General features: G+C 29.3%; 9 protein-coding genes and 1 other annotated feature. Of the genes, 6 read left to right on the plus strand and 3 right to left on the minus strand.

What is annotated here, in order from left to right; all coding sequences use genetic code 11:
- Nucleotides 1-29: 29 nt before the first annotated feature.
- Nucleotides 30-1208: a cation diffusion facilitator family transporter gene (locus tag B3086_RS05160; protein ID WP_035132558.1), complete on the minus strand. Its 1179-nt coding sequence runs from the start codon at nucleotides 1206-1208 to the stop codon at nucleotides 30-32.
- Between the two features lie 153 nt (nucleotides 1209-1361).
- On the opposite strand from B3086_RS05160, the gene B3086_RS05165 reads away from it, so the two are divergent.
- Entirely contained in the window at nucleotides 1362-2663 is a 1302-nt protein-coding gene (locus B3086_RS05165; RefSeq protein WP_346848939.1) for a M18 family aminopeptidase, read from the plus strand.
- Between the two features lie 294 nt (nucleotides 2664-2957).
- Nucleotides 2958-11573: a GH36-type glycosyl hydrolase domain-containing protein gene (locus B3086_RS05170; protein WP_346878379.1), complete on the plus strand. Its 8616-nt coding sequence runs from the start codon at nucleotides 2958-2960 to the stop codon at nucleotides 11571-11573.
- A 45-nt stretch (nucleotides 11574-11618) separates the two neighbouring features.
- Here the strand turns inward: B3086_RS05170 and B3086_RS05175 are convergent, their stop codons facing one another.
- Complete coding sequence (locus B3086_RS05175) at nucleotides 11619-11885, minus strand: hypothetical protein (protein ID WP_051824017.1); 267 nt, start codon at nucleotides 11883-11885, stop codon at nucleotides 11619-11621.
- Between the two features lie 268 nt (nucleotides 11886-12153).
- Nucleotides 12154-12384: a binding site (T-box leader), on the plus strand.
- Nucleotides 12385-12451: 67 nt separating this feature from the next.
- Here B3086_RS05175 and trpS point away from each other — a divergent pair.
- The 3 genes from trpS to B3086_RS05190 all read left to right on the plus strand — a co-directional run bounded on the left by trpS (nucleotide 12452) and on the right by B3086_RS05190 (nucleotide 16248).
- The gene (gene trpS / locus B3086_RS05180; protein WP_346848941.1) at nucleotides 12452-13450 is read left to right on the plus strand and encodes a tryptophan--tRNA ligase; all 999 of its coding nucleotides are present in this window, start codon (nucleotides 12452-12454) and stop codon (nucleotides 13448-13450) included.
- 381 nt (nucleotides 13451-13831) lie between these two features.
- Complete coding sequence (locus B3086_RS05185) at nucleotides 13832-14362, plus strand: hypothetical protein (protein ID WP_346848942.1); 531 nt, start codon at nucleotides 13832-13834, stop codon at nucleotides 14360-14362.
- Between the two features lie 290 nt (nucleotides 14363-14652).
- Nucleotides 14653-16248, plus strand: coding sequence for a peptide chain release factor 3 (locus B3086_RS05190; protein WP_346848943.1), 1596 nt, complete (start codon nucleotides 14653-14655; stop codon nucleotides 16246-16248).
- Between the two features lie 39 nt (nucleotides 16249-16287).
- Here the strand turns inward: B3086_RS05190 and B3086_RS05195 are convergent, their stop codons facing one another.
- On the minus strand, nucleotides 16288-16458 hold the full coding sequence (locus B3086_RS05195; RefSeq protein ID WP_156964319.1) for a hypothetical protein: 171 nt from the start codon (nucleotides 16456-16458) through the stop codon (nucleotides 16288-16290).
- A gap of 248 nt (nucleotides 16459-16706) precedes the next feature.
- Between B3086_RS05195 and B3086_RS05200 the strand changes: the two genes are divergently transcribed.
- Nucleotides 16707-17276 (plus strand): ECF transporter S component, encoded by a 570-nt coding sequence (locus B3086_RS05200; protein WP_346848944.1) that lies wholly within the window; start codon nucleotides 16707-16709, stop codon nucleotides 17274-17276.
- Nucleotides 17277-17404 lie beyond the last annotated feature (128 nt).

A 17404-nucleotide genomic window follows, 5' to 3' on the forward strand; every position in this document is an offset into this window, starting at 1 on the left:
TAAAAATGGTTAATAAAAATTCAAATTAATTAGATAAAAGATGCATCTACGGTAATTATTGCGTTGTGATTTGGAGAAACTTTCTTAATTTCCTCATTTATTTGTTTTTGTAATTTAAGTTCTGATTCTTTAGTTATTATAAAATCATCCTTAACTACTACATCAAATATTAGGTTTTTATAGTCACCTTCACCTACTACTCTAAAATCATGAAAAGAAGATATATGAGGAATTTTATTTAAAACTTCTTCCAATTCTCTTTTTGCACTAAGAATCTCTTCATCCTTTGTAGTTACTGGATCCATATGAATTAGCAGATATATACCCAGTTCAGAAGAAATTTCCTTTTCAGCTCTATCTATAACCTCATGAGCAGCAACAACAGAAATATCAAGAGGAACTTCAGCGTGAATAGAAGCAATTATTCTTCCAGGACCATAATTATGAACTAGCAAGTCATGAACACCATCTATATGTTCATAGGATAATAACATTTTTTGAATATCTTCTACTAAATCATTATCAGGAGCAACTCCAAGTAATGGGTTTAAAGTATCTTTAATTAGGTTATATCCTGCATAAAGAATTACTAAGGAAACAACTAAACCAATATATCCGTCTATAGGAAGTGATGTAAATTTTGAGATTAGTAGTGATATAACTACAGTAGAAGAAGATATTACATCACTTATTGAGTCTACAGAAGAAGCTTTAAGAGCGGAAGAATTTATTTTGTTACCTATACCTCTATAGAACCTACTTAACCATACTTTAAATGATATAGATATGATTAAAAGAATAAATGGAAGTAGTGAAAATTCTACAGGAACAGGATTTTTAATTCTCTCAAAAGAGCTTTTTATGAATTCAAAGCCAACTAATATTACTAAAAATGCAACTATAAGACCAGAAATGTACTCAATTCGTCCATGTCCAAAGGGATGTTCTTTATCCGCTGGTTTGCTTGAAAGTTTAAAGCCAAAGATGGTTACTAATGAAGCACCAACATCGGAGAGATTATTAAAAGCATCAGCAATTACAGCAATACTATTAACTAAAAGTCCAGCAGTGATTTTAATTAAAAATAAAACTAGATTTACTAAAATACCAACAACTCCACCAAGATATCCATAGCGTTCTCTGACTTTTTTATTTTTTATATCTTCACTATTTTTAATAAATTTTGTTATAAGTTTTTGAGAAATCAATTATTACACCTCTTTATCAATATATTTTTTCTCATAACTATAGTATAACACGAGAACATGTTATAAATTAGGGAAAATCACAAAATTCATAGGAAATGTAGTAAAAGTTTGGTATACTATTACTAGTATTTCGTTTTAAGGAGGGGATTAATTATGTCAAAAGAATTGAAGTTTGCTAAAGAACTTATAGATTTTTTGTATGAAAGCCCTACTGCTTTTCATGCAGTGAAAAATGTTAAAGATTCTCTTGAAGGTTGTGATTTTAAGGAATTAAATGAAGAGGATAAATGGATATTAGAAAAGGGTGGTAAATATTATACTACTAAAAATGGTTCTGCATTAATTGCATTTACTGTAGGTAATGGTGAGGTTGAGAACCATGGATTTAAAATTATAGGTGCTCATACAGATTCACCTACATTTAGAATAAAACCAAATAGTGAAATTATATCAGAAAATAATTATATTAAATTAAATACTGAGGTTTATGGTGGTTTAATAAGAAGTACATGGATGGATAGACCACTAGCTGTAGCAGGAAGAGTTGCTTTAAAAGGTGAAAATTTACTTAATCCAGAGTTAAGGTTAGTTAACATAAAGAAACCAATATTAATAATACCTAGCTTAGCAATTCATATGAATAGGGAAGCCAATTCTGGAGGAGAATTAAATCCACAAAAAGATACTCTTCCACTACTTGCAATGGTAACTGAAGAATTAGAAAAGGATAATGCATTAATAAACATATTAGCTGAGGAAATGAAGGTAAATAAAGAGGATATTATAGATTTTGATTTATTCCTTTATGAATTTGAAAAGGGATGTATTGTTGGATTAAAAGATGAATTTATATCTTCAGGTAGATTAGATGATCTTCAAATGGTTCATGCTGGAATTGAGGCACTAAAAGAAGCTCCAATAACTGAGGGCATAAATGTAATGGTATGTTTTGATAATGAAGAAGTTGGAAGCTCTACAAAACAAGGAGCCGATTCTGATATGTTAGCAAATATTTTAGAAAGAATTGCTCTTTGTCTTGGAAAAGGGAGAGAAGAGTTCTTTAGAGCACTTAGCAGATCCTTTATTATTTCGGCAGATAATGCTCACGCAGTTCATCCTAATAGTCCAGAAAAGGCAGATCCGACTAATAGACCAATTGTAAATAAAGGTCCTGTTATAAAGATAAATGCGAATTGTGCATATACTAGTGATTCAGATTCTTCTGCTGTATATGAATCTATTTGTAATAAAGCAGGGGTACCAGTACAAAAGTTTGTGAATCGTTCAGACTTAAGAGGTGGTTCAACCATAGGACCAATTTCTTCAACCCATTTGAATATACGTTCTGTAGATATTGGAAATCCAACCCTTGCTATGCATTCTATAAGAGAGTTTGCAGGAGTTAAGGATCATAGTTATGTAGCAAAATCCTTTGTAGAGTTTTACAAAATATAATATAATTATAGAAACTCCTTGTAACAAAGGAATAATTATTAAAACTAGTGATGGGAAAGAAGTAAAATTTAATGTGCAACCAGGTAGTTATAGAGGATTAACTAAAGGTAGTTCACAATAGCATATATAAAGAAGCCATTTAAGATAAGTAAGATATAAAGTTACTTTTCTTAGATGGCTTTTATTTAGCTATAGGAGAAAGCTAATCTATAGGATAGGAAAATATTTACTATTATAGATTTAAGTTAATTTGGTAATAATAATAGTTGAGCATCATTGAAAGGGGATAGCACCATGGAGCACATATTTATTTTAGTAAATTTAATACTTATACTAAGTATAGTTCTTCTTATGTACGTAATCAAAAATAGAAATAAGAGAAGAGCCTATATTAAGATTAGTGACAATAGTTTTTTAGCAGAAAATAAAGAAAAATTGGAAGATGCTATTGATGATATAGCCAGAGACCATAGAGAAATTGAAAAAATAAGTAGGAATGATTTAATTTCCAATTTAGATAAGCATTTTAATAATATATTGGGGTGCCATAATTTGTTTAAAGTGGATGAAAATAGAGAGTATTTCAAGATAAAAGGAACACAATGGATATTAGATAATATCTATGTTATTGAAAAAGAATATAAATTTATAAAAAAACATTTATCAAAGAAATATTTAAAATCACTACCTATACTAAAAAGTGGAGCATTAAAAGGATATCCTAGAATTTATGCTGTATCAAGAGAAATATTGGGAATTTATAGGGATAAGCTAACTAGGGATAATATTAATAAGTTTTTAAAAAGATATCAAGAAACAACCATATTAACCATGGGAGAATTATGGGCTTTACCTATAATGCTTAAAATAGCCTATTTAGAGATAATAGGAAAAAGCTCAGTATTGATAGTGGATAAAGCTAATGATAGACATAGAGGAGAAAGATTAGCTGATAGGATTATTAAGTATTATAATGAAGAAAATATGAAGAGAGCTATGGATTTCATATCTGAGAACAATATTAAATTTACAGAATACTTTGCGGATGCATTAATAAGAGTTTTAAGAGATAATGGAGTAAATTACGATGAATTAAATTTATGGATAGAAGATAAATTAAGCGAAAATGAAATTACTTTAGATAAAATTATTATAGATTCTAATAAAAGTGATGGTATCTATTCTATAGCCATTAGTAGTAGCATTAATGGCTTAAGAAATTTAGATGATATAAATTGGGAAGAAGTATTTAATATTAGCAATAAAGTAGAAGAAATATTAAGTAAAGATCCTGCTATGGTTTATAGTACTATGGATTTTTATTCCAAGGACTATTATAGACATGTTTTAGAAAAAATAGCTAGACAAAATAAAATTTCTGAGACATTTGTTGCTAGAAAAGTACTACAGTGTGCAGAAGTAAATAATGATAAAGAATTTGAAAATCATGTGGGATATTATCTAACTGATAGTGGTAGAGAAAAGCTAAATCATATTTTGAATATTGATTTTAAAGGATTTGAAAAGTTAAAAAATATGATAAAGGGAAGAGCTGTTGGTATTTATATAGGAACTATTGTTATTCTTACAGGCATACTATCGGGAGGATTTATAACTTGGAGCTATATAAATGATACAAATATATCAATATCTAAATATATTTTATCTGGAATAGTTACTATTATACCGCTCAGTGAGGTTGTGGTATCCATCTTAAATTGGAGTATTACTAATTTAAGCACACCTAATGTATTACCTAAAATTAATATATCCGATAGAATTCCTAAAGAAGGAATCACCTGTGTAGTAGTTCCTACTCTAATAGAAAGTATAGAGAAAGCTGAAAGTTTAATGAGTAATTTAGAAACTTATTATTTAGGAAATAATGATGAAAATCTATATTTTGCTATCTTGGGAGATTTTATAGATAGTCATAGAGAAAAAGAAGCAGAAGACGAAGTGATATCTAAATTTTGTTTAGAAGAAATTAATAAGTTAAATACAAAGTATAATGAAGATAGTGGTCGTTTTTTCTTTTTATGCAGACATAGAAGGTTTAATGAAAAGGAGAATAAGTGGCTAGGTTGGGAGCGAAAAAGAGGAAAACTAGAAGAGTTTAATAAGTTTATAAGAGGAGATAAAAATACCACTTATAGTGTTTTAAGTGAAGGTGTGGAAAAACTTTTTAAAGTAAAGTATGTTATAACTTTAGACGGAGATACCATACTTCCAAGAGAATCAGCAAAGATTTTAATTGGAGCAATGCTTCACCCGTTAAATAGAGCTTATACAAAGGAAGATGGAACTGTTTGGAGAGGGTATGGAGTAATACAACCTAAAGTTGGTATAGATTTAGAAAGTGCTAATAAAACTTATTTTTCTAAAGTATTTTCAGGAGAAGCTGGTATTGATATATATACATTTGCAATATCTGATGTATATCAAGACTTATTTGGAGAGGGTATTTTTACTGGTAAGGCCATATATGATGTGGATGTATTTACAAAGGTAACTCATGGAGTAATTGAAGAAAATCAAGTTCTAAGTCATGATTTATTAGAAGGATCTTTGGCAAGAACGGCTTTGCTTACAGATGTGGAGTTAGTAGATGGATATCCTTCTAACTTTATTGCAAGTTGTAAAAGACTTCATAGATGGGTGAGAGGTGATTGGCAACTATTACCATACATATTAAAGAAAAATAAATTAAATAGATTATCTAAGTGGAAGATGATAGATAATTTAAGAAGAAGCTTAATGGCTCCTTCTATGTTAATTTTATTACTTTGCTCTTTAGCAGGAATCCTTCCTGATGGTATAGATAAGTGGTATATGTCAGCTTTCATTGCTTTAATAACACCTATTCTATTTAATATGTCAGAAAATATAGTTTCGCCTATAAATGGAATAAGTCTAAGTGGAAAAGTTCAGAATTTCCAAATGGCTTTAAAGCAAGTATTTTTTATATATGCTTTTCTTCCTTTTAAAGCATATTTAATGGTAGATGCTATTATAAGAACACTATACAGATTAATAATAAGTAAAAAAAACTTATTACAATGGCAAACGGCTGAGGAAGCAGAAAGGTCTTCAGGAAAAGACTTTATAAGTTATTTTAAATACATGTGGCAAGAGATAGTAATAGCTTTATGTATTATGGTGGTAGCATGGAGAAGTGGCTTGGATACCTTTTATGTAATGATACCAAGTTGTATTATATGGGTTATTAGTCCAATAATAGCTTATATTATAGGTCAGAATATTAATGATGAAACAGTAAAATTAAGTGAAGACGATAATAAGGTTTTAAAAAGGTTAACTAGAAGGATTTGGGCATATTTTGAAGACTTTGTCACTGAGGATACTAACTATCTTGGCGGGGATAATTATCAGGAAGAACCATATAGAGGATTAGCTATGAGAACTTCTCCTACTAATATTGGTATGACTTTAATTTCCAATATTGTTGCTATAGATATGGGGTACATTGGGACGGTTAAAGGTATAGAAAACTTGGGTAAAACCATAGATACTTTGAAAAGGCTAGAAACCTGTAAAGGGCATTTTTATAATTGGTATGATGTGGAGACACTTAGTCCTCTATTACCTAAATATGTTTCTACAGTAGATAGTGGAAATCTAGTATCTTATTTATATACCATAGAAGAAGCACTAAAAGAATTAAGAAACACACCTTACTTTAATAATAGAGTTGAAGGCATAGAGGATACTGTTTATCTTGCCATGGAAGAGCTGGAAGATGAAAGAAAAAAATATATGTACCTTAATGTTATTGAAAGAATAAAAAGAGAAGGAAAAGATATATTAACTTTTTATAATATGTTAAATAACTTTGAAGATATTGTACAGGAAGATATAGAAAATATAGATAGTACTTATTGGAATAAAAAACTATTAGATAATATAAAAGACTATTTAAGTGAAATTAAATTTTTATTTCCATTCATAGATGATATAAAGCTATTACCTAGAAGCAAGTATGAAAATATAATTAGAATTATTAGTAGTGATAGTTTAGGGCATATATATGATATTATAAAAGGGTTTAATTTTATATCTAATAATTTAAATGAATTTCAATTAGAAAGAATAAATAAGAATATAGATTTATGTAAAGAAAGAGTAGGAACACTATTAAAACAATTTACAAAAATTGAAGCCGAAATAAATAGAATTATAGATAATACAGATTTTAAATTTTTGTATAATGATGAAAGAAAGTTATTTCATATAGGCTATGATGTAGACAATGAATCATTAAGTAGTAATTACTATGACTTATTGGCATCAGAAGCTAGAACAACAAGTTTTATTGCAGTGGCTAAGGGAATAGTTCCAACATCTCATTGGTTTGCTTTAAATAGATCATTAACTTTAATGTATGGTAGAAAAGGATTGGCTAGCTGGAGTGGAACCATGTTTGAATACTTTATGCCAAGGATTTTAATGAAAAATTATAGGAATTCTATGTTAGATGAAACTTATAGGTCTGTAATGGAAGGTCAAATAAGATATGGAGATAAGAGGAAGGTTCCTTTTGGTATTTCAGAAAGTGCCTACTATAAATTTGATGTAGATTTAAATTATCAATATAAAGCCTTCGGTGTACCTAAAATTGGTATAAAAAGAGGATTAGAAGAAGAGTTAGTAGTATCACCATATTCTACTATCATGGGGCTTATGGAAAATATACCTAAGTCTATGGCAAATATAAGAAGTCTATTAAAACTTGAATGTTATGGAAAATATGGATTTTATGAAGCTATAGATTATACAGATAAAAGGATAAAAAATAAAAAGTTTGAAATAGTAAAATGCTATATGATACATCATTTAGGAATGAGTTTGTTGGCTTTAGATAATGTTATGAATAATAATATTATTCAAAGAAGATTTCATAGAATTCCCATGATCAGAGCTGTAGATATATTGCTTCAAGAGAAGATAAGTAAGAATGTGGTCTATGATAGAAAAGAAGATAATTTACAAGAAGTGAAAGAAGTGCAAAGGCAATATTCCATCCATAGAACATTTAAATTTGGAGAAAGTAAGTATCCCCAAACCATACTTCTGGGGAATAAAAATTATAACATCCTATTAAATACGGCAGGTGGTGGCTACTCTAAGTTTAAAAATGTAATGGTATATAGATGGAAAGAAGATTTGATTCGTAGTAGTTGGGGAAAGTTTTTTTATATTAAAGACACTAATTCTAATGAATATACATCTTCTACCTATGAACCTTGTAAAGAGCAAGGAGATAAATATGAAGTTAATTTCTATTTGTATAAGGCAGAATTCATAAAATACTGGAGAGATCTAGAAATAAATACTATAGTTCAAGTAATTCCTGAAGATAATTGTGAAATTAGGACTATTGATATAAAAAATAATGGTAGTGAAGAAAAAATCATAGAAGTTATTAGCTATAGTGAAGTAGTTTTACAAGGATACAGTGGAGATATATCACATCCTACTTTTGGGAATTTATTTATTACTACAGAGTATATAGATGAATTAAGTGGAATACTTGCAAAACGCAGACCTCGTAGCGAAAAAGACAGGGACATATATACTCTTGAAAGTACACTAGGTGAAGAGGGATTTAAAACAGAGTATGATACGGCAAGGCTAAGTTTTATAGGAAGAAATCATTCAAAAGAAAATCCTATAGCTTTAGAAGAAAATGAACCTTTAAAAAATAATGTAGGCAATGTATTAGATCCTATAATTGCAATTAAAAGAATAATAAAAATTCCTAAAGGTGAAAGCAAATCTATAAAATATATAACAATTACAGGAAACTCTAGGGAGGATGTATTAAATAATTCAAGAAATTATCAAGATAGTAATATTCTAGAGGAAAGTGCCCTAAGATCTGCTTTAAGTGTAGAAAAAAGTCTTATTAATAAAGGAATAAAACCAACACAAGGGATTATTTATGAGCGGTTTGCAAGTAGTATATTATTTAATAACTTTAGTTATACAAAGAGAATAAACAACCTAATTAATCTAAGTAGAAGTCAAAGAAATCTCTGGGCCTATGGAATTTCAGGAGATTTACCTATTGTATTGTTAACTATTAACAAGGAAAAGGAAAGTGATATCTTAAGACAGCTTATAAATTGCCATGGATATTTAGAAGAAAAGGGATTAAAGTTTGATATTGTAGTCATTAATGAAGAGGAAATAAGCTATGAAAAGCCTCTAGATAATGCACTAAAAAGAATAATATTGAATAGCTCTTTAAATGGACGAGAAAATACTTCAGGTGGCATATTTATAATTAATAATGAAAAAATGTCTAAAGAAGATTTGAATTTGCTTTATTCTATTGCAGCAATAATCGTAGACGGATCAGAAGGGCCTTTATTAAAACAAATTGAAAAAGCCATGAAAAATGAAGATTATCCATATGACTCAAGAAAGTATATCTGGGAAATGAGTGAACTAAAAGAAGCTAATTTAAGTTATAGTGATAGTAATATCCCTAAAGTAGAAACTTCAGAGTTAAGTTTTTTTAATGGATATGGAGGTTTTAATAATGAGGGAGAATATACAATTATACTAAAGGACGGAATGTCTACACCAGCTCCTTGGATAAATGTTATAGCCAATAATAATAGATTTGGATTTAATATAAGTGAGTCTGGTAGTAGCTATACTTGGTATAAAAATAGTAGAGAATTTAAAATTACTCCTTGGAATAATGATTTCATTGAAGATACCCCTAGTGAAGTTTTATACCTAGAAGAAGGGGATAAACTTTGGTCAATAACTCCTGAACCAATAAGAGATAAAGGAGAGTATGTAATAACTCATGGATTTGGATATTCCAAATTTACTCATTGTAAAAGTGGAATACTGGGGGAAATTACTGTATTTCCTTCAAAGGAGAGAAGTGCAAAGCTTATTAAGGTTAGCTTAAATAACTTAGTAGATAAGGAGAGAAATATAGCAATTACTTATATTGCAAGATTGTGTCTAGGAGATTTAAGAGAAAACAATTATAAGAAGATTTACACTGTAATAGATAAAGAAAACAAATACATATATGGAATCAATCCATATAGTAGTGATTTTTCATCTAGTCATGTTTATTTAAAAATAAGTGGAGGAAAAAATGAAAGTTTTAGTGGAGATGAAAGAGATTTTATTGTAAGTAAAGAATATATGGATTCTTTACCTGAACAGAACACTATAAGCTTATCAGGAAGGTGTGGTTCAGGATTAGAACCAGTACTTAGTGAGAAAGTTTACTTAAGATTAGGAGCTAATGAAGAAAAATCACTGGTAATTGTCTTAGGAGCAGAAGACAGTATTGAAGGAATTCAAAATTCCCTTGAAGAGTTTTCAGATATAACTAGAGTTGAGAAAGAGTTAGAAATGGTAAAAGGCTATTGGGAAAGGCTTTTAACTAAGATAAAGATAAAAACAGAGGATAAAGCTTTAGATTTCATGATTAATGGTTGGCTTCCTTATGAAACTATCAGTTGTAGATTATTTTCAAGAACAGCATTTTATCAATGTGGAGGAGCTTATGGATTTAGAGATCAATTACAAGACTCCATTCCAATGATTTATATACAGCCTGAAATTGCTAGAAATCAAATTCTTTATAGTGCTACTAGACAATTTGAAGAAGGAGATGTGCAACATTGGTGGCATCCAGTTGTAAATAGTGGAATAAGAACTAGATTTAGTGATGATTTATTATGGTTACCTTATGTTACTTGTATATATGTTAAAACCACTGGAGATTATAAGATTTTAGATGAAGAGATTGGATATTTAAAGGATGAGCCTTTAAGAGAAGGAGAAGATGAAAGGTATAATGTATCATCAAAATCAGATTTAAAAGAGTCCTTATACAATCACTGTATAAGAGCTATAAATAGAAGCTTAAAGTTTGGTTCCCATAATATTCCTCTCATGGGAAGTGGAGATTGGAATGATGGAATGAGCACTGTAGGAAATAAAGGTAAGGGAGAGAGTATCTGGCTTGGCTGGTTCCTATATGCTATATTAAAAGATTTTAAGGATCTATGCATATATAAAAGGGATGAGGATAATTATGAAAAATATATTAAGACTATGGATTTTATTAAAGAAAATCTAGAGATTCATGGATGGGATGGAAGTTGGTATAAACGTGCTTACTTTGATGATGGCACTCCACTAGGATCTCATGAAAATCAGGAATGTAAAATAGATGCCCTATCACAATGTTGGTCTGTAATATCAGAAGCAGGAGATAAGGAAAGAGCTAATATAGCTATGAGTTCTTTAGAAAAATATTTAGTAAAGCCTAAAGAAAAAATTATATTACTATTGAGCCCACCTTTTGATAAATCAGATTTAAAACCAGGATATATAAAAGGATATGTACCTGGAGTAAGGGAAAATGGAGGACAATATACCCATGGAGTTGCGTGGGTAGCTTTAGCTCTTGCAAAACTAGGAAGAGGAGAAGAAGCATATAACATATATTCCATGCTAAATCCTATAAATCATAGTTTAAACATAGAGGAAGCAAATGTATTTAAGACAGAGCCTTATGTTATGGCTGCAGATATATATTCGGTGGAACCTCATGAAGGAAGAGGCGGATGGAGTTGGTATACTGGAAGCTCAGGTTGGATGTATACTATCGCATTAGAACACATATTGGGTTTTAGATTAATAGAGGGAAAAGGGTTTAAAATTAAACCATGTGTACCTAAAGACTTTAAAGAATACTCTATAGACTATGTATATGGAAATGCTGTATATCATATCAAAGTAATTAGAAGTGGTAATTCTACCATAACTTTAGATGGAAATGTTATAGAAGGAGATATAATACCTGTTACCTCTGATGGAGAACATGAAGTAAAAATAAATATTTAATAAAAAATATAGGAATTGCCATTAAAGCAATTCCTATATTTTTTACTATTTAGTTGGAGTGTTTTTATTTATTGATGCTAAGGGTTGATCTTCAAAACCTAGAAGATCCGATTCCTCGTTATAGGTATAATCAAATTCTGCATTAGAGATGTTGTTTGCCACAATTGGATCTACAACATGATTTGGAAGCAGTACATAGTCTTCAAGAGAATGTGCTTTTACAGGTTTGGTACTAGCATCTAAAAAGTCTCTTTCATTAGGACCATAAGGTTTTGCACCATTAGACTTACTAGAATTGTTTTTTGAATCCATATAAAATACCTCCTTAAAGTAAGTGGTGATATATTTTAAAATTATATTAAAATACTGAAATGTATTTAATATGTTTAGTTTGCTTCAATACAGTAAATAAATACTAGAAATTTATGGGCTTTTATATAGTTCTAATTTAAATAAAAATAATCATATAGTAAGGTTAGAGATAGATAAACTAAAAAATAGAATAACAATTTCTAATATTGACATAATATAATATTAGAATTATAATAACTTTAATGTAATATTAAACAACTTTATTATTAATTGATCGGTGAGGCGAAGTAAGTAGTATTAAAAACAGATTTTCAGAGAGTGATAGATGGTGAGATTATCGCAATTATGCTTGATATGAATGGGTCGCTGAGATGTTGGGTGAATTTAAAGTAGTCTAGCACGGATGCTCACGTTATAGAGCTAGGATATGTTTGTATCTGAAAGAGGTGAGATTTTATTATCTCAAAATAGGTGGTACCGCGTGATTTATGCCCTATGGATTTATTCCATAGGGCTTTTATTTATAACTAAATGGAATAATTTTACGGATTGAAAGGAGAAAAAACATGGAAGATAAGAAAAAAGTTATGTTAAGTGGAATTAAGCCTTCTGGGGATTTAACACTAGGAAATTATTTAGGAGCTATAAAAAATTGGGTGAAACTACAAAATGAATATGAATGTTATTTCTTTATTGCAGATTTGCATGCAATTACAGTAAGACAGATACCAACTGAACTTAGAAAGAGAACTTTAGAAGTACTAGCAATTTATATTGCTGCAGGAATAGATACAGAAAAAAATACTCTATTCGTACAATCTCATGTACCAGCTCATTCTGAAGCTGCATGGCTTTTAACTTGCCATAGCTATATGGGAGAACTAAGTAGAATGACTCAGTATAAGGATAAATCTAAAAATAGTGGAGAAAGTATAGGGGCAGGATTATTTAGTTATCCAGTTATAATGGCTGCTGATGTATTATTATATCAAACAGATGTAGTGCCAGTTGGAATAGATCAAGTACAGCATTTAGAATTAGCTAGAGATATAGCTGACAGATTTAATAAATTATACAGTCCAACCTTTAAAATACCTGAACCATACGTAGGTAAGGCTGGAGCAAAAATAATGGACCTTCAAAATCCAGAAAAGAAGATGTCTAAGTCGGAAGAAAATCCTAATGGATATATCTTAATATTAGATCCACCAGAAGTCATAAGAAAAAAAATATCCAGAGCTGTAACTGATAGTGTAGGAGAAGTTAAATTCTGTGATGAACAACCAGGAGTTAAAAATTTAATGACAATTTTAAGCACTATTGAGGGCATATCTATGGAAGAAATAGAAGAAAGATATAAGGGGCAAGGTTATGCCCAATTTAAATTAGATGTAGCAGAGGCTGTAGTTAAGGAGCTTGAACCAGTTCAAAAGAGAGTTAAAGAGCTTTTAGATAATAAAGGTAAGCTAGAAGAAATCTTCAAAGCTGGGGCAGAAAAGGCAAATTATGTAGCTACAAAGACTTTAAGAAAGATGCAAAAGAAAATAGGATTAGTTCAGTATTAATATTATCAGTATTAATACTAAAGGTACTTTATATAAACTATTATTTATTAGTTTATATAAAGTATCTTTTAATTTTTTTGAAGTTAATATCTGTTACTACATCAGTATTTATGGTTAAGATAGTAGAAGCTTGTCTATGTATATCCTTTGTAAAATCTTAAGAAGCATCCTCTTTTTCAAAGGAACAAAAGATTGGATTATCATATATGGTTAAAATGAAATAAAGGAAAAATGTATAAATTGTAATAATTTCTTAATGAAATTGTAAGGTTTTTAAATTATAATATATCTATAGTATATTTTTTAAATATAGTATACTTATTAAATAATTTAATTTATAATGAATTAATACATTATTATAATAATAATTGGGGTGATTAAGTGGATAGAAAAATCTATGTTGTATTGACACAGACAGGAACTTTTTTTTCAAGAGCTATAAAGCTATATACTAGATATAATTATAATCATACATCTATAGCCTTAGATAAAGAATTAAAGCAATTATATAGCTTTGGAAGAAGAAAAATATATTTTCCACTTCATGCTGGTTTTGTTAGAGAACAAATTGATGGAGGAATATTTAAGCTATATAAAAGTACATCCTGTAGAGTTTATGAATTAAGTGTTACAGAAGATGAATATAATGAAGTTAAAGAGATTATAGATCGATTTGAAAGTGAACATGATAGATATAAATATAATTTTTTAGGCATTTTAGCTATAATGTTACACATACCTTATCAAAGAAGATATCATTTTTTATGCTCACAATTTGTGGCTTACGTACTAAAAGAAGGTAAAATCATAAACTTTGATAAAGATGTTTCTTTAGTGAAACCAGAGGATTTCGATGGAATAGAAAAGGGACAAGTAGTTTATAGTGGCTTATTAAGCCATTATGCATACTAAAATTATAATTATATATTTGTGGAATTATATTTTATTATTTTAATATTTATTACAATGGCAGTAAGATACAAATATCTTACTGCTTTATTTTGGTATAATTGAATTGAAAATGATAAATTTAGTATGATATTTAAACTAAAATTTTAGTGTTAATTTTAAATGTGATATACATAAAAACATTAATAATATTTGTGTTTATATTAATTAATATGGTATTATATAAAATGTGCTAAAAAGAGATACTATATAAATTGAAGATAATTTTAAATTTAAATAAAGGAGTTAAGGTAATGAGTGATTATATAAAGGAGATAGAGAAAAGAAGAACCTTTGCTATAATTTCCCACCCAGATGCAGGTAAAACTACACTTACTGAAAAATTACTTTTATATGGGGGAGCAATAAGACTAGCAGGATCTGTTAAAGCAAGAAAGACATCTAAGCATGCTGTTTCTGACTGGATGGAAATTGAGAAGAAGAGAGGAATTTCTGTTACATCTTCAGTAATGCAGTTTGGATATGAGGGATATTGTATAAACATATTAGATACTCCAGGACACCAGGACTTTAGTGAAGATACATATAGAACACTTATGGCTGCAGATAGTGCAGTAATGGTTATTGATGGAGCAAAAGGGGTAGAGGATCAAACTAGAAAGCTATTTCATGTTTGTAGTATGAGAGATATTCCAATATTTACTTTTGTAAATAAGATGGATAGAGAAACAAGAGACCCTTTTGAACTTATGGAAGAGATAGAAAATGAATTGGGTATAAAATCATATCCAATAAACTGGCCTATAGGTACAGGTATGCACTTTAAAGGTGTTTATGATAGAAATAATAAACAAATTCATATTTTTAAAGCTGGAGATCATGGACAGTTAGAAGTAAGTGAGACTGTTATAGATTTAGAGGATGAATCAGCAGCTAGAGAGGCTATAACCGATAGTCTATATGAAAAATTACTTGAGGACATAGAATTATTAGATATAGCTGGAGATGCCTTTGATGAAGAAAAGGTGAGAGTTGGAGAACTTACCCCTGTATTTTTCGGTAGTGCTTTAACTAATTTTGGTGTAGAACCATTTTTAGAGAACTTCTTAAAGTTAACTACAGCGCCATTAGGAAGAAATTCTGATATAGGAAAGATAGAGGCAACAGATGATAACTTTTCTGCTTTTGTATTTAAAATTCAAGCTAATATGAATAAGGCTCATAGAGATAGAATTGCTTTTATGAGAATATGTTCAGGTCAATTTGAAAAAGGTATGGAAGTTTATCATGTTCAAGGTGGAAATAAAATAAAGCTAGCACAACCTCAACAATTTTTAGCTCAAGATAGAGAAATTGTTGATAATGCTTATGCTGGAGATATTATAGGAGTATTTGACCCAGGTATATTTAGTATAGGTGATACCCTTTGTTCACCAAGCAAGAAGTTTAAGTTTGAAGGAATTCCAACCTTCGCACCAGAACACTTTGCAAGGGTTAGAACTGTAGATACTATGAAGAGAAAACAGTTTATAAAGGGTGTAACACAGATAGCTCAAGAGGGAGCAATTCAAGTATTTAAAGAGCTTCACATAGGAACAGAACAAATTATAGTAGGAGTTGTAGGAGTTCTTCAATTTGAAGTTTTAGAATTTAGATTAAAAAATGAATATAATGTAGATATAAAAATGGATATGCTTCCATATAGAAATATTAGATGGATTGAAGCTTTAGAAGGTAAAGTTGATGATTTAAGTTTAACAAGTGATTCTAAAGTTGTTAAGGATATTAAAGATAGAGACTTACTTATATTCCAAAATGATTGGGGTATTAGTTGGGCACTAGATCACAATAAGGGCTTAGTTTTATCTAATATTAGTAAAGGTGAATAATAGAAAAATTCCTCAAGTTTCTTTGAGGAATTTTTTTATTTAACTATTGAATTTATTTTTTACAGTTAGGTATTCTTCTATGTAGTCCATGGCAATAGTTAGAAGAGCTACTGCAATTATTAAATTAATTAAATTTCCTCCCATAACAAAAAATAAACCAATTAAAACTACTAATAGTAAAAAGCTACCAAACCAACGAAGATACATCATATATGTCAATCCTTTCTACATCCAAGTAAAGTAATAAGTTAGATCTTTTGACTATTTTCTCAAAAATATATAGGATTATAAGATCTGAAAGTCAAAGTTAAAATTATTTTGTGTAAAATATTTAATATTATTCTTTTATATTAAAAAATAAGGTTGAAATTCTTTAGATTTAATGTATAATTTAATTGTATGGATACTAAATTTGTTGTATGGGTACAATATTGCATAATCATAAAGGGGGACTTAAAATGAAAGAAAAGGCATCAATAAAAGCATCGAGAAATAGTTTTAGAATTATTGAAATAGTTCAAATAGGACTTATGGCAGCGTTAACATATATAGCAACTGCAGTTATAGCTATACCAGTGGGAGATAATGCAGTTTTACATATAGGTGATGCAGTACTATTTTTATGTGCCATCTTACTAGGAAAAAAACGAGGAGCTGTGGCCGCTGCTATAGGTATGACATTTTTTGATTTGTTTTCTCCATACTATATATGGGCGCCATTTACCTTTATTATAAAAGGAGTTATGGCATATATAGCAGGAGCTATAGCCTATAGAGGTGATTATCAAGGAGATAAAGTTTGGAATAACTTATTTGCATTCATTGTAGCCGGAATAGTTATGATTTTTGGGTATTTTTTTGCTGGAGGTTGCTTAAATCACTTTGTATATGGAATACCAACTATTGGACAAGGATTTATAGTGGCTTTAAAGGATATACCAGCTAATATACTTCAAGTAGCAGGGGGAATTGCTATAGCATTACCACTTTCCATACCGTTAAAAAAATATTTAGCTAAATATTTATAATTGATAGAGCATCACTAAAGTTGGTGCTTTATTTTTTTATATTTTGGGGCAAACTAAATTAAAATAAAAAATTAACCTATTGACAATATATAAATGGAGTACTATTATGTAGATATACCCCCTGAGGG

Origin of the sequence: Clostridium sp. UBA871 (assembly GCF_002295255.1) — a bacterium.
GTDB lineage: Bacteria > Bacillota > Clostridia > Clostridiales > Clostridiaceae > Clostridium_J > Clostridium_J sulfidigenes.